The sequence below is a fragment of the Nostoc sp. DSM 114161 genome (genome assembly GCF_052692665.1).
Genome location: NZ_CP195141.1, coordinates 3,210,275 through 3,225,773, shown reverse-complemented (window position 1 = coordinate 3,225,773; position 15,499 = coordinate 3,210,275). Strand labels below are relative to the sequence as shown.

At 39.0% G+C, this 15,499-nt stretch carries 8 protein-coding genes; 3 read left to right on the top strand and 5 right to left on the bottom strand.

The features are described 5' to 3' along the window. Window positions 1-61: 61 nt before the first annotated feature. Entirely contained in the window at window positions 62-2,419 is a 2,358-nt protein-coding gene (locus NSTC745_RS14210) for a hypothetical protein (RefSeq protein ID WP_445637709.1), read from the bottom strand. A 273-nt stretch (window positions 2,420-2,692) separates the two neighbouring features. On the opposite strand from NSTC745_RS14210, the gene NSTC745_RS14205 reads away from it, so the two are divergent. Both NSTC745_RS14205 and recQ read left to right on the top strand, forming a co-directional pair. After that, window positions 2,693-4,348: an iron uptake porin gene (locus NSTC745_RS14205; protein WP_445637708.1), complete on the top strand. Its 1,656-nt coding sequence runs from the start codon at window positions 2,693-2,695 to the stop codon at window positions 4,346-4,348. A gap of 1,718 nt (window positions 4,349-6,066) precedes the next feature. Beyond that, window positions 6,067-8,226 carry a DNA helicase RecQ gene (gene recQ / locus NSTC745_RS14200; protein WP_445637707.1) on the top strand — a complete coding sequence of 720 codons (2,160 nt, stop codon included), beginning with the start codon at window positions 6,067-6,069 and terminating at the stop codon, window positions 8,224-8,226. A 99-nt stretch (window positions 8,227-8,325) separates the two neighbouring features. Here the strand turns inward: recQ and NSTC745_RS14195 are convergent, their stop codons facing one another. Beyond that, window positions 8,326-8,955 carry a Uma2 family endonuclease gene (locus tag NSTC745_RS14195; protein ID WP_445637706.1) on the bottom strand — a complete coding sequence of 210 codons (630 nt, stop codon included), beginning with the start codon at window positions 8,953-8,955 and terminating at the stop codon, window positions 8,326-8,328. A 314-nt stretch (window positions 8,956-9,269) separates the two neighbouring features. Between NSTC745_RS14195 and NSTC745_RS14190 the strand changes: the two genes are divergently transcribed. Further along, window positions 9,270-10,457, top strand: coding sequence for an MFS transporter (locus tag NSTC745_RS14190; RefSeq protein ID WP_445637705.1), 1,188 nt, complete (start codon window positions 9,270-9,272; stop codon window positions 10,455-10,457). Window positions 10,458-10,646: 189 nt separating this feature from the next. On the opposite strand, the gene NSTC745_RS14185 is transcribed toward NSTC745_RS14190, so the two are convergent. The 3 genes from NSTC745_RS14185 to NSTC745_RS14175 all read right to left on the bottom strand — a co-directional run bounded on the left by NSTC745_RS14185 (window position 10,647) and on the right by NSTC745_RS14175 (window position 15,444). Continuing rightward, entirely contained in the window at window positions 10,647-10,793 is a 147-nt protein-coding gene (locus NSTC745_RS14185) for a hypothetical protein (RefSeq protein WP_445637704.1), read from the bottom strand. Window positions 10,794-11,138: 345 nt separating this feature from the next. Further along, window positions 11,139-12,662: a radical SAM protein gene (locus NSTC745_RS14180; protein WP_445637703.1), complete on the bottom strand. Its 1,524-nt coding sequence runs from the start codon at window positions 12,660-12,662 to the stop codon at window positions 11,139-11,141. After that, entirely contained in the window at window positions 12,655-15,444 is a 2,790-nt protein-coding gene (locus tag NSTC745_RS14175) for a tetratricopeptide repeat protein (protein ID WP_445637702.1), read from the bottom strand. The genes NSTC745_RS14180 and NSTC745_RS14175 overlap by 8 nt, the downstream gene beginning before the upstream one ends. Between the last annotated feature and the right edge of the window lie 55 nt (window positions 15,445-15,499).

The following is a 15,499-nucleotide window of genomic DNA, read 5'->3' as shown; positions in this document are numbered from 1 at the left end:
CTCAGTTTTTGAGCTAGCGATCGCCAGCACCTCTGTAGACTAAATTTTTGGTAACTGCGTGCTATTCAAAGCGCTGATTTTTATCTGACCAGCGCTTGAGGCTGTATTTTTCAGCGTTTTCTACTAGTAAAGCTAAAGATTGCACCCCTGGAAGCTTGGCGATCGCAGATAATTTTTGAAAAGAATTTTGTTGAAAATCTGTATAAATAACTTCATCGCTGTCAGACAAAATGATGGTACGTTCAGGGGATTGATTTGCGTTTTCCTCGCCAGTTCCAGATTGAGGTTGATTCAAAGATGCGATCGTTGTTCCTGAAATGGTCAGTACTATTTCCGGCTGACCATTATTTGTTAAATCAATAGTCTGAACAGGCCAATCACCTAACTTGTCTTGCATCTGTTCAAAGCTAGGAATATCACCAGGCGGAACTTCTCCAGACTTTTGTAAAGATTCCCACACACTCGATATTATTACCTTGACTGCTGACGGATTTTGTGCGTCCAGTTCTCTAAGAGTGATCGGAAATGGTTGTACCCATTCCAGTGCTGCATTCGTCAGGGCTAAGGGTTTCGGTTGGAGAACATTGTTTTGATTTTCTGGAATTTTTGGCGCAGCAACTAGTAAGCGCAAAACTTTATTTCGTAGTTGTACCGCTTTGATAGTAGCGATGGTAATTTGTTGTTCTCCGTTTGGTTGCCACACCACTATCTGCATTTGCGGGTCAGAATTAATTCCCAAGGTTTTCCAGAAAAATCCTGCTGTTGAAGTTTTAGGTGGGTTCAAATTTTCAAAAGGAAAATTTAGCCACCGTTTCCCATCGGAAAATGCACTAACCTCCACCTGATACCAAACTTGGTTATCTGTAAGTTTCAAGTCTGCTGTGGAATTTGGTTGTAGCCACTCGCTGCTAGTAACTTCAGCGATTGGTTGCACTGTACCAACAATTTGGCTGGGGTGGGATATCTGCGATTTTGCAACCTCACCATCGAGTTTTGCTAACAGACCTTGAATATAAGCAAGACGATCTTTGGCGATTTGTGGTTGTGTCTCCAACCAAGAATTAGCAGCTTCTCGCCCTCGTTGGACAGTTAAAATTAAGGCGAACCAAGCTTGCACTTCTTGTCTATTTGGGTTGACTCGCAACGCTGCTACTGTGCGATTCCACAAACGTTTTTCATCGCCTTTGAGTAGAGTAGCAATCTCTTGGACGTTATGTGCCGATTCAAACACCTGCAAAGCTTTTTCCCAGCGTCCATCAATTAAATCTGCTAGTACTTGTTCGCTAGGACTTGCCCAACTTTTCTGGGCTTGGGATTTAGTCACTTGGGAGTGCAAGCGAATTAAATCCATTTGGGCTTGCGCCTCCTGTGGTAATCCTTTACGCTGTTTTTTGATAAATTTCAACCATTCAAAAGCTGGCGTCCAAAGTCCGCTACGGGCAATTGATAAGGCATTTTGGTATCCAGAATCCTTGAGGACTGGTGATTTAAGGTTAATTGCCTCTAATTGAATTGGTTTGAGGAATAACTTTAAAGGCTTGACTTGGTAAACCTCTAAGCGCGGTTCTAAACCTAGAGTTCCATCGATAACTAACTCTTTTGTCGCATCACCAGTTACTTGTTGCCATTTGGGCAATTGACCGGTGGGACTTGTCCAAGACAACATTTGTTGTAAATTACTGCGTTCTGGATTGTAGTATACGATGTGACCGTAAGCCAAAGCACTATTTCCCTGTTGGCGTTCGCCCCGTAAATTAAACCAAACCCCTGCTGATGGTGTTTGACCTTCAAAGCGTTGTACCTTAGTTAAAGGTAGAGGAACGCTGATATCTTGGGGTTCTAATGTTGCATCAGCCAACGAAGAAATCACAAAGGATTCTTCCGGCCCAGTTATTGGTAATTGACTTTCTAAATAGTAGTAACTTTCCGGCTCAGACTTAAACTCTAACTCTTGCGATCGCTGATAAACTCTAATTTCAACAAGTTTTTGACAATCAGATTCGCAATTAGCACGCTGCTGAAAAACTGGCATGAAAAATGAGTTTTTCGTATCTTGATACAAAGGTAGAAGTTCGCCCACTATTAGGTTTTTTTGAGTTAAATCGAGTTCAATTTTTTTTAAAGTTTGCGGGCGTTCGTGTTTACCCAGGGGAATTTGTATCCATGCTGGTAGAATTTTATTCACCCAGCTTACTTGGTCTGGATTCAAGATGAACAGAACACTAATCCAGGCAAAAGTAATAATTAAACCAGCGCTACTCAATAAAATTGCGATCGCTAGCGTTGATGACAACCAACTTCCTGGTTTTGGTTTTTGAAGCGTTTTTTTAACTACACGTTTCCTCACACCAGCATGAGGTTGATTTTGTTTATTTTCTTTAGAAGTTTTTGGCGTCAACTTGCGCGAGCGTTTTGCCATATTCGTTCACAATCAATTATTTTTAGGCATTTATCATCAATCATTTGTTGACAGTCAACAGTCAACTCCCTCATCCCCGCACCCTATTCCCTAATAGTTATACTCGCCCTTTGTGAAGTTGCCCAGAAGGATTATGTCTAATTTTCTACAAAATACGTAAATTTACTCATGTGAGCATCAAACATTCGCGAATACACTCTTCACTTAAGTATGCGAGCAGAGTATAAAAAATTGAAAGGTAAACTTATTAGCCGCAGCAATAGCAAAATCTGGATGCTCGCATGGTTACTCGTTGCGGGAGTCAACACAGTTGTAGAAAAAGCGATCGCTATTCCCACAGAGACAGAAACTACTCAGAATTCGGGAGTTAAGAGCGATATTATAGGAGCATCCTCCTCGCCAGCAGATTCGATGGCGCAAGTGACATCGGTTTCCCAACTCAACGATGTACAACCGAGTGATTGGGCTTTCGCTGCGTTGCAGTCTTTGGTGGAACGCTATGGTTGCATAGCGGGTTATCCTGATAGCAACTATCGCGGTAATCGCGCCTTAACTAGGTACGAATTTGCTGCTGGTGTAAATGCTTGTTTAGATAGAATCAATGAATTAATTGCTACGGCCACAAATGATTTAGTTAGCCGTGAAGATTTAACAATATTACAAAAGTTACAGGAAGAATTTGCAGCTGAATTAGCAACTTTACAAGGACGCGTCGATAATTTAGAAGCTAGAACTGCCGAAATTGAAGCCAACCAATTCTCAACAACAACTAAACTTAGTGGATTACTAATAGTTGGAGTTCAAGGACGGACTAAAAATCGTGGTGATGTTAATCCTAGAGATGGACAAAAAGACACAGATGATGCTGGAACAAACATTAATGTTATTTCCTTAGCGCAGTTATATTTAACTAGCCAAATCACTCCCCGTAGTTATTTGTTCACAGGTTTGTTAGCTGGGCGAGGTGGTACTACACCGAGATTTACTAATAGCGTTTCTCGGAATGATGTTTTACTTGGCTACGAATTTCCTACAGATAGTTTGATTGTCAGCGACCTCAATTTTCATTGGTTGGTGACAGATAAATTAGCAGTGATGGTAGGAACAGAAGGCGTAAGTATACCAGCTGCTTTTAGAGGGCCAAATAGAGTAGAAAGCGCTGCAACAGGCCCGCTGTCTTATTTTGCCCAAAGAAACCCGATTTTAAATACAGGATACGGTCACGGTGGTATTGCTATTGATTGGCAATTTGCTAAACGTGCTAGTTTGCAGGCAATTTATACTAGTTATCAACCAGGAAATCCTGGCCAACGTAGCGGTTTATTTGATGGAAACACCACTACGGGCGTACAATTGTTGGTGACACCAACTGATAGTTTAGATTTAAGTTTGTATTACGTTAATAATTATTCTTCTGATGGTTGCTTACTAACTTTTGTTGGCGATGAATGCTTAACTGCTGTTAATAGCACTACCGGTAGAGCGGCACCACTACAAACCAATGCTGTAGGTGCGACTGTAACTTGGCAAATTTCCAAGAGTTTTAGTGCAGGTGCATGGGGTGGTTATACTAAATCTTATATTCCAGGGCAACCGGGAAATGTTGAAACAACAAATTATATGGTATTTTTAAATTTCCCTGATTTATTTGCCAAGGGTAATTTGGGCGGAATTTATGTCGGACAACCTCCGAAAATTACTAGTAGTAATCTACCTATAGGGAATAATGTCCCTGATTTTATCAACACAGGTTTGGGACGCGCTGGAGGACAACCAGGGACGACGACTCAAATTGAAGCATTTTATCGTTTTCAGCTAAACGATAACATTAGCATTACACCAGGCATTATTCATATTTTGCAACCGGGTCATACACCAGATAGCGACTCAGTTACCATTGGTATTCTGCGGAGTACTTTTACTTTTTAGTGTCGTCGGGAATCCAGAATCCAGAATTCTGCTGTATCTTTACTAATGCCCGATGCCCAATGCCCCATACCCTATTTTCAAGAGATATAAAAAAGGTTTGGTGGTGAGCCAAACCTCAATATAAATCCAGTGCATAACAACATCCCGAATTAATTTACTCATAATTATATTTATTGAGCATCTTCCTATAGGAAGTATTCAAATACCCTCAAACCTGATAAGACACTTTTCTAGTATCACTGAATACTTGGAAAAGAAAATTGTTCTGCCATCCCAGGAAGCCGATCGCAGAACAATTTAGATACTAATCAAATTTTTTAAAAGCCTTCGATAGCGTATAAAACACTTTCATAACCCTCTAAATCATCCTTAAGAAGGGGGACTTTCAGAGCCATACCCTTCTCTTCTTAAGGGAAGTTATAGGGGATCTCCATACAACATAATACTTTACAAATATCTACTCAAGAGCGCTGGTGAGAATTAGCAGCCAAAATAAAAGACGAAATTAGTTATCCCGCCTCAATAGCTTGAAAGAGGCAGCACGCCTTGGTGTCTAGAAAAAACAGCACAAATAAAACTCAATAGGTTGAAAAGCTAGCAAATAATATCAGTTTAAAAAATCGTAAGTTGCTAAATTCTTTGCAGTTGAATTATAGTTATTCAAATTAATATATCACATATAAATTTTAATGTAATGCCAAAATGCCAAATAATTATGAATAAAAAGCACGGGATTTAGACCGTGCTTTGTATAATAAGTAAAAACATCTTGGTAATTTCTGCAATATATCAAAATACCAAAATCGCAAACTGCCAAATTGCCAAATATCTGCCAATCATGGACGAATATTAATTTATATATATTCAGAAATTTTCAGCTGTTATAAAATTGACCCTCGATACAAATTACTAACTACTTAAAAAGTCTATAGAAATCTACATAATTTTACATTATTGTTAATTAGTCAAGTATCATACAGGCAAAATATTTTTGATTGTGTTGATTTTTAGTAGCGTTGAAAACTGGCGATCGCTATAATAATTCGACACCCAATTAAGCAGCTAGTTTCCTTTATTGCTTCCCGTGCTTGCACGGCAGTTGCTCCACTTGGGGACACCCCAAGACCGCACTGCCTCCTAAATGTATGAATCTTAAAGTGAAATTGTATTACCGCCGACTTGCTTGGTATCGTTAAAAAGCTCCAAGCGTTGGCTAGAACCATTACTTGGAGCAACAGATTTGAATCACCGTACCTTTCGGTAGGGGTAAGTTAATACCGTCTAACTTTTCACGGCATATGAAAAAAGGCGTAAGGATTTAGGGAAAACACACACTTATTCAGCTTTCATTTTGGAATTTCACAAATTCCTTCCAGCTTTGTCACACCCTTACTTTTTCTCAAATAGAGTTTCCAGACCCCGTGAAAAGTCAGGTTGAGTAAGATTAACGGTATTAGAGCGTGCTGTTAGAACTTTTCCAGGCACTATTGAAGAGTGCTGTTTTAACTTGTAGGATTGGTACAAGCTATGATGGAGAAGTTTTTGACAGCCTCACCTGCTACCGAATTTTATAATCTTAGCCTAAGTTTTTGCGATCGCTGAAAATTAGAAATTCTCAACTTACACAAAATCAACGAGCTAAGATTATTAAAAATATATCTTACTTTCCTCAGAAAACTTACTTAATTTAGGCAAAAGCCTCTGAAAAAGCGATCGCTATGCTTCAGTATCCCAATCTCGAACAAGCGCTAAAATATCACTTCGGTTACGATCGATTTCGCCCCGGACAACGACAAATTATCGAAGATGCGCTGCAAAATCGGGATTTATTGGTGGTGATGCCTACGGGCGGTGGAAAATCTTTGTGCTTTCAGCTACCTGCATTAATTAAAAAAGGTTTGACTGTAGTAGTATCGCCATTAATTGCTTTGATGCAAGACCAAGTGGAAGCACTGCGAAATAATAATATTAGTGCTACGTTTCTCAATAGTAGTTTGAATCAGTATCAGGTGCGATCGCGGGAAGAAGCTATCCGCAACGGCAAAGTTAAATTACTTTACGTCGCCCCAGAACGTTTGTTAAGCGAAAGATTTCTGCCGTTTCTCGATTTAGTCCATCATCAAATCGGTATTTCTACCTTCGCCATTGACGAAGCACACTGCGTCTCTGAGTGGGGACACGATTTTCGTCCAGAATATCGCCAGTTGATATCTCTGCGAAAACGCTACCCCAATGTTCCTACGGTTGCACTCACAGCCACAGCCACCGATCGCGTCCGTGGTGATATCATTCAACAATTAGGATTGAAGCAGCCGAGTATTCACATAGCCAGCTTCAATCGCCAAAATCTTTATTACGAAGTTCGTTCTAAAAGCAAGTCTGCATACGCCGAATTATTAGAACTCGTCCGGGAAAGCGAGGGTTCAGCCATTATTTATTGTTTGACGCGCAAAAAAGTTGATGAACTCACATTTAAACTCCAAAATGATAAGATTTCAGCTTTGCCTTATCATGCTGGATTAACTGACGAAGAACGCAGCAGCAATCAAACTCGATTTATTCGCGACGATGTGCGCGTTATGGTGGCGACAATTGCTTTTGGAATGGGAATTAATAAGCCAGATGTGCGTTTAGTAATTCACTTTGATTTACCGCGTAATTTAGAAAGTTACTATCAAGAATCAGGTAGGGCGGGAAGGGACAGCGAACCATCACGTTGTACGCTTTTTTTCAGCTTTGCTGATATTAAAACCATTGAATGGAGTATTAACCAAAAAACTGACCCCCAAGAACAATTGATTGCCAAACAACAATTGCGGCAGGTAATTGATTATGCTGAAGGTACTGTTTGCCGGCGGACAATTCAGCTTGGTTATTTTGGCGAACGGTTTCCTGGGAATTGTGGTAACTGCGATAATTGCCGCAATCCCAAACCAATGGAAGATTGGACAATTGAAGCCATGAAATTTTTATCTTGTGTGGCGCGTTGCAAAGAAAGATTTGGCATGACTTATATTATTGATGTGTTGCGCGGTGCCAAAAACCAAAAGATTATTTTAAATCAACACGATAAACTTTCTACCTACGGAATTGGCAAAGATAAAACTGTAGATGAGTGGCGGATGTTGGCGCGATCGCTTTTACATCAAGGACTATTAGAACAGACTAACGATGGTTACTCGGTTTTAAAACTTAACCCCCTAAGTTGGGAAGTGATGCGGCGACAACGCACAGTTTCCCTGGCTGTGACTGTAACCCAAAATGTTGCTTTGACACAAACAAGTGAAAAAGCTGCCGAAGCAGAAGTTTTAATGCAAAGATTGCGATCGCTACGCAAACAACTCGCCGATCTACAATCTGTTCCACCTTATATTGTCTTTCCAGATTCTACTTTGAAATTGATGGCACAGGTACAGCCTAAAACAATGACAGAATTTGGTAAACTTTCTGGTGTAGGTACTCACAAACTTGCCCAATATGGCGAAAAGTTCCTCGCAGAAATTCGCGCTTACCGTCAAGAAAGAGGTTTTTTAGATCCACCGCAGGATAATTTTGTACCTTTTAATAGCTTGCCTTCAGACACCGAAATTTTTACATTTCAATTGCACAAACAAGGTTTGAGTGTTGCTGAAATTGCCCAAAAACGCAACATTCGACCAACTACAATTATTCGCCATCTTGCAGATTTAATCGAGAAAAATCAGCCTGTAGATTTAAATCAGTTAGTGCCTTTAGAACGTCAGCAAAAAATTTGGCAAGTTTTAGAAGTGCTTGGTGATATTTCTTTGACACCCATTCGAGAACAACTAGGCGAAAGCTATACTTTTGATGAAATTCGCTTAGTGCGGGGTAAGTGGCGGCGTGAAAATCGGAAATGATACCAATTCCAAAAATATTTGCAAGACATTTAAACCTGAAAAACTAGAAGACGCGATTCATCGCGTCTCTACAAATGGTATGACTTTTTTAATGCTTTCTTACGAAGCTAAATCGAAAATCTGCTGTGCGGTTAAGTTGAATTGCGGGAAAATTGGGGAAACAATGGTCGTATTTCCCGTAAATGGAGTCATTTGATATTCTTCATCAACCAAGTTGCAAACAAAAATTGTGGGTTGCTTGGGGTTACCAACGAACTTTCTTGGCCCCAGTGCTGCATAATCGATAATCCAATATTCTTCGATGCCCATTTCCTCATAATCTCGAAGTTTATCGTAGTAATCGTCACGCCAATTAGTTGAAACGACCTCGACGATTAACTTCACAGAATCAGGATTTTGGATAATCGATTCGCTTTCCCACCGGGGTTCATCCCCAAGAACTTGTTTGTTTAAAACAATGATGTCCGGCTCGTAACCTGATTTTTCCCGTTTAGGTTTGACGATTGATTCTCTGGGAATAGTCCATATACCGCCAGAGCCGCTCTGCCTGATAATTATCAATAGTTGCTCAATCAGGGAACCTGTGAGATTTGAATGTTTTCCCCTTGGCTTGGGCATTTCGATAATTACTGCATCATGCAATTCGTATCGCACCTCTGAATTTTCGGGATACCAACTGATAAATTCATCGAAGCTGTATAGTTTGGGTTCGACTTGGACTTGAGTCATATTATCTAGTTAGTGGACGTTAAGTGCTTGTTAAGAGAAGGGTTACAAATTGAGTAATTTTTTTGATTAATTATTTATGCATCAAATGTTTTTCTAATTCTTTAACTATTGTGGCTTCTGTAGCAAGATGCTATAAGGTATTGTGACTGCTAAATTGTTAAGATTTTCTAATTAAAATATTAAGAGTGAGATTCCAAGAGTTAGGCATGAGTCAAAAATTACTTTCTGCGAGTAAATGGCGGCGCGAAAATGGCAAGTGAAAAGTTAATTGGTCAAGGGTCAACAGCTAACAGTCAACAATTACCTTAAAATAAATGGAAACACAAATCTCAAATAACGGATTAACTAAAGTCCAGGTACTGATTATGGCGATCGCAGCTGGTGTCTGTGTTGCTAACGTTTATTATAATCAGCCAATCCTCAAAGATATTGCATCTTCTTTTCGAGTTAGCGAAGCCGAAGTCGGTAGCATATCTGTGCTTACACAAGTTGGTTACGGTTTTGGGCTTTTCTTTTTAATTCCCTTGGGCGATAAAATTAACAAGAAAAAATTAATTCTTACCTTACTGGGATGTTTGTTTTGTTTGTTAATAGCGATGACATTTTCACAAAACATCGTCCAAGCTGGGATATTGAGCATAGCAATTGGAATTACCACAGTCTCAGCCCAGGTTATTCTCCCATTAGCAGCCAGTATAGATAGAGTAACTACAGGGCAAACTGTAGGCAACATTTTTACTGGGGTATTGATTGGAGTTTTAGGTGCAAGAGTTTTTAGTGGATATATTGCTGAATGGTTGAGTTGGCGTTATGTATATGGATTTTCAGCAGTAATGGTTTTAATTGTTACTGTTTTACTACAAATATATTTGCCTAATGTCAAAAATGATTTTGAAGGTTATTATTTGGAGTTATTAAAATCAACACTCCACCAATTAAAACGTTTCTCATTATTACGAGAAGCATCTTTGATTGGTGGTTTATTGTTTGGTGTCTTTTGCTCATTTTGGACGACGCTGACTTTCCATCTCAGCGGAGCGCCTTTTTATTTTCAATCTGACACAATTGGGATATATGGGTTTGTGGCGATCGCAGGTGCATTGATGGCTCCAGTTTTTGGTAAACTAGCCGATCGCGGTAATTCACAACGTTCTTTGACTCTTGCTGTATCGATGGTAATTGCAAGTTTAGTAATTGCTAAAATTGCTGCTAATTCTGCACTGGCGATCGCTTTTGCTGTATTGTTGGTAGATGTAGGCGTACAGGCAATGCAGGTTACCAATCTCGCCAGGATATACACCCTTGATGCTCAATCCAATAGTCGCATCAACACAGTTTACATGACTACCTATTTTATCGGCGGTGCTGTAGGTACTAGCATTGGTCTATTCTGCTGGAATCTCGGCGGCTGGAATTTGGTAACTTGGCAAATGTTAGTTCTGACTCTACTTGCATTTTTTATTATCGTCAGACCTAAACTAACTACAACCAGAAAAAATTAATACTACACCAAATTTCAACTTAATCAAGTACGCTATCTAGGTGTGGTAGCTAAACCCATAGCCTATTTTAATTCTGAATTCTGAATTCTGACTTCTGCTCGTTAGATATCGCCTTGCACCGATCTTTTCCCCTCATCAAGGCGATACCTACAGTTCGTCAGCTTAGATTCACAATAGCTGGAGATTTCATTAGTTGGAATCTTGGGAAGTTACAGTAGCTGGCGACAGTGCAGTGTTCTGGTTTTTGGCAGACAGGATTACAGACAATAGCTTAGGTAGGGCTAGGCAAGCAACAGCACTAAGCAGGGTCATTAATAAACCATCTATTAAACTCATTATGTTATCTCCCCTGTTTAAAAAAGATGTATTTCACATAATTACTAGTTTGCAGCAAAATTAGTACAATTACTGAAAACAGTATTTTAGATTTCTTTTATTGGTTATAAGCTAAATAAATATATTTTTATCCTATGGTAAATATCAATTTTTAAAGATGTTTTTCAAAAGAAGACTTTTTGCAATTTAGTGCCACATACAGACTAATTAAATTTAAATGCCAATAACACTAATGGTTAAATTTTATCATTAAATTAACAAAAATTATTTTTTTGACAATGATTTAGGACTGACGCAAGAAATCCACTACTACGCTTTGTGTTGGACAGGAAGCCTAAACTGTACTCAAAGAGTCAGTGTAGGTAGTTTACTTGGGTCACTATATTTGATAAGGCGTAAGCCCTCTAATCGCAGAGCTTCTGGGTAAAGAACTTTGTAAATATTGCAATTTGGAGATTGAATATCGTAACGACCTGTAGCCTTAAACGTTGCCAAAGGACAACCACCCGTACACCAATATCTCCACTCACATGTACGACAACCTTCTTTTTCCTCAATTGCCAAATTCTGAATACCTGCTTTATCTTGTCGCACAACAGTTAAAGGATCGTGAATATTAGCTGAGGATACAGTTTTATGTAATTGCATTTGGCATTTAGCAATTTCTCCTTTGTAATCAAATACGAGATAACTTTGCCCTACTCCACAAGTGCGTTTATGAGGAGACGATAAATTGGCGCGATCGATCAATGAACCTAGTAAACTACGATTAGGTAATTTGAATTCGATAACTTTGAACGCTGCCAGCATTCCCTCAATCACCCTAGATTCTTCTAATTGCAAGTCTTCGTAAGAAGCTGACAGTTCGTTTTCACGATAGAAATTTAAACTAAAGGGCAGATTATATTCTAATATCCATTCCAGAACATCGGGTAAACCTTCTGCATTACGCCCAGTAACTGTGATGGAAATATCTGGTATCAGACCATTTTCTAAAGCAATTTTAATACCTCGTTCGACATCTGGAAACGATCCTTTTTTGCCTGCATAACTTCTTTGGATATTGTGGAAATTTGCTAATCCGTCTAGGGAAATCATGAGACGTAAATTCAATGTTTGCAGCATCTCAATAATCTCAGACGTAATTAATATTCCATTACTGAGAACAACTCCATCTAATATGATATCTGTTTGTTTACTAAGGGATTGAGCGTACAAATGGAGATCCTTAATTAAAGGAGAGCAGAGTAATGCTTCTCCTCCTGCGTACTTGAGTTTGACGCGGCGGTAATTATTTAACTTGGCAGAGCGAAATGTAGATTCAATGGCTGTTCTACCTATATCTATTGACATATCCTTTGCTAAATGAGGAAGGTAGCAATAGTCACATCTTAAATTACAGCGATCGGTGATATGCAACCATGCTGTTAAAGTTTCTGGGATTTCATTTAGGTTAAACGAGCAATTATTCTTAGGTACTATTAAACGTGCTTGATATAGTTCTCTAATAGCTGTCTGTAAATCTGTTAATTCGAGGTGAAAATCCTCTATTGGAATATCATCTAACTTATGAGGAATTGTAAACTTATCTAATAAATCTAGTGCTGATTTATTCAGAACTGCTGCTTGATGATAAATACCGTAACAAATAGAATAAGTATTATCTAAATTCATAATCTGGGAGTTGGGAACTCTCACAAACTCTGTTTCCAACATTCCCAGAGATAATGGCATATCCGAGCTTAATTCTGTTAACGGAGATAAGTCACAGGCACAGTCCCCTCCATCACAGTCGCATTGTCCAGTTGGTACGTAGGTAGAATTGAGAGAAACTAAAATTTGGGGTCGATCGCTTTTTTTATTACGCATGAGAAGATGGCTGTTTTGTTGCGCGGATTCTAGTCAGAAACATTTGTTGATCGCACCATTCCTTGAGAGCTTTACGATCTTGCCACTGAGATTTGAGTTGCTGGAGCAAAGTTTTAGAAAGTTCTATAGGCAACCGTTCGATTTTCTTTTGCAGTAAATTTAGCTCATGTTGGATAGAATAGGGGCCAAAACCTCCATGTTGAAAGATTTTAGGTATTCCTTGAGCATATTTGCTAAAAGCAAAATCGTAGTTGGCTTGTTGAAATGCAACATCACCTTCTATTCGTAATATACGACCAAAGTATAGCGTATGGATATTTTCATAGGATCGGAAGCGATCGCTAAGTTCTCGTGCATAATCACAAATATGCTCGTAGGCTTTTGCATAATAATCAAACTCTGCTTTACCTACTAAGCTATCGATGGCATATCGCATATCGTTGTATTCTAAACTAGTGTGATAAGAGCGATCGTTGAGTTTTAGAGCTTGTTCGCACAAAGAGCGATCGCCTTCTTGAAACCCAAGAAGCCAATAGACACTGGCAGCTTGATGCAAAATTCCAGGTAACTCCTCTTCTCGTCCATATTTCTCTGCCAGTTTTAGGCTTTTTTCTAAAGCATCTTGAGCCTGAGAAAGCAGATTGAGATCCCATTTTACCTGTGTCACATCCCAAACATCTTCATTTGGGATCTCAGCACTAAACCACTGATTTAAACCTAACTGAAAGTATGCCCTACACAATATTCGATTATCATTTTCCTCATTGTCACAACGACTTAACGCTCTCTCAAGTAGTTGTTTAGCTTTAACATAGTTACCGTCATCTACCCAAATACTAGCAGAGGCAATTTCGGCGTCGGCTATTTCGCGTTCGCTCTCAACACTCGACCACATATCAATAGCAGCCTTAAAACACTGTTCGGCCTTGACATAATTTTTTTGTTGTCCGTATAAAAATCCTAAATTATTCTGAATGCTAGCCATCACTTGAGTTAAGCCTTTATTAGGAGTGTCAACTTCCATAGCAGCATCCCAACCCAGTTTGTAATATTTCTCAGCTTCCTCAAAGTTGTTGAGTTGCCGATAAAGATAGCCAACTTGGTTAGCTACACCAGGAATAGCTGATAGTTTGTTGCGTTGGACTAGCAATAAACATTCTTGCTGATATTTTAAAGCTTCGTCATAAAGATGTAACTTCGCATTCAGCATTCCCAACACATTGCAAATATCTGCTTTATGAGTAGAATTAGCAGATTGTTCAGATAGTATTCCCTCTAATTTTCTTACCTCATTTTCTGTTGTCTTCTTGTCTTTGAGTGCGTGAACAATCCTTGATTCAAAAATAATCATTTTCAGTTTTTTATCAGGGGTTAGCTCTGTTTCAAATTGTTTGGCGATTGCCAATAATTGATTGACAAAGCTAAATTTCTTGGCTTGAGTGCGTATGGTGTTAGTAACTTCATACCAAGTTTCAAAACCAGCGATCGCATCTGCATATAAAGCATTCCATAGCCATCGCGTAGTATTAAATTCCCGCAGTTGTTTCACTTCTTCAATGAGAAATTCAATGCTAGTGCTTTTCTGGGAATTATCAGAGGAATCTTGAATATTCAATACGCTTTTTTGCGGCCCTAGTTTATAATCTTTTTGCTTGAAATATTCAGCAGCAATCCGACTATCTCGTTTTCTCCATTCCAAATCCGGGTCAATATCTGTCCATACATATTTTTCAACCAAGTCTCGTACAATATCATGCAATGATATTTGAGAACCACCTACTACTGGTTTAATAAAAAAGTAGGTCTGTGCATCAATAAATAATCTATGAGCATCTTCTGGAGATATTTCTAATAAATTCGCAATATCAGAACTATCTAATGGGTAGATACGTGAAAGTAACAGAGTTAGCCGATCCATTGATGTGCGAAGCTGCGTAATATGTCGAACCATCTCAGCTTCAAATCCACCAGTTTTTTCCAACCTACCTGGAATAGTTTCTATATCTTCACTCTCTAACCAATCTGGTATGACTTCCCGATAAGCATACTCTACTCCAAATTCAATCATGATCGGGCTGCCACCAGAAAGAACTATGAGTTTTTGAGCCAACTCTTGTCCTAGAGTAAAGTGAAGCTGTTCCTCTTTAGAAGCAATGTATGTCTGCACATCCTCACGAGTAAATTCATTTAATTCCAAATAAATTAATTCTTCTTTGTTGAATGACTTTTCCAGAATTTGGCGCGCAATACTAGGGCGACCTGCTAAAATAAACACGGCATTATCTAATTGATGGCATAAATCGCCAACATGTTGCCAAACTTCCTCTCTGGCTTCTGGTTGTCCTAGTTTTTCAACAGTATCAATTAGAAATACTAGTTTCTGTTGGTTGGATTTTCGATTAATTTCATCGACCAAGAACTTTTCAAGTTGTCTGCGTTCCTGTTTATATGCGGTTTGGCTGATGCAATTTTCATCTTCTCGCAGTTGTCGTAACTCCAGCAACCATTTTTGATATGTAGAATCGTATAATTGTTTAGCGATTTGAGTGTATAAATCTTCTGCATCATTAAAAACGGGGATATCGCAATCAATAATTTCAGTCGTCCCAACTTGAACTCGATTTAGGCGGGATTGTAATGCACGCAGCAACCAAGTTTTGCCAATCCCACCTCTACCTTCTACCAAGATGACACGCAGCTTATTAGTTTGCTGAACAAGGGAAATGATTCTATTTAGATGTTCTTCACGACCAACAAACTCTAATTTATCTAGTTCAGGCATAATATCAAACTCCTATTTAATTGTTGCAAAAAGTCATGCAATATCTCTCTACTCT

What these genes read in the sequence shown, in the direction of transcription:
- NSTC745_RS14210 (WP_445637709.1), bottom strand. Translation starts at nt 2,419, where the DNA reads ATGGCAAAACGCTCGCGCAAGTTGACGCCAAAAACTTCTAAAGAAAAT.
- NSTC745_RS14205 (WP_445637708.1), top strand. Translation starts at nt 2,693, where the DNA reads ATGCTCGCATGGTTACTCGTTGCGGGAGTCAACACAGTTGTAGAAAAA.
- recQ (WP_445637707.1), top strand. Translation starts at nt 6,067, where the DNA reads ATGCTTCAGTATCCCAATCTCGAACAAGCGCTAAAATATCACTTCGGT.
- NSTC745_RS14195 (WP_445637706.1), bottom strand. Translation starts at nt 8,955, where the DNA reads ATGACTCAAGTCCAAGTCGAACCCAAACTATACAGCTTCGATGAATTT.
- NSTC745_RS14190 (WP_445637705.1), top strand. Translation starts at nt 9,270, where the DNA reads ATGGAAACACAAATCTCAAATAACGGATTAACTAAAGTCCAGGTACTG.
- NSTC745_RS14185 (WP_445637704.1), bottom strand. Translation starts at nt 10,793, where the DNA reads ATGAGTTTAATAGATGGTTTATTAATGACCCTGCTTAGTGCTGTTGCT.
- NSTC745_RS14180 (WP_445637703.1), bottom strand. Translation starts at nt 12,662, where the DNA reads ATGCGTAATAAAAAAAGCGATCGACCCCAAATTTTAGTTTCTCTCAAT.
- NSTC745_RS14175 (WP_445637702.1), bottom strand. Translation starts at nt 15,444, where the DNA reads ATGCCTGAACTAGATAAATTAGAGTTTGTTGGTCGTGAAGAACATCTA.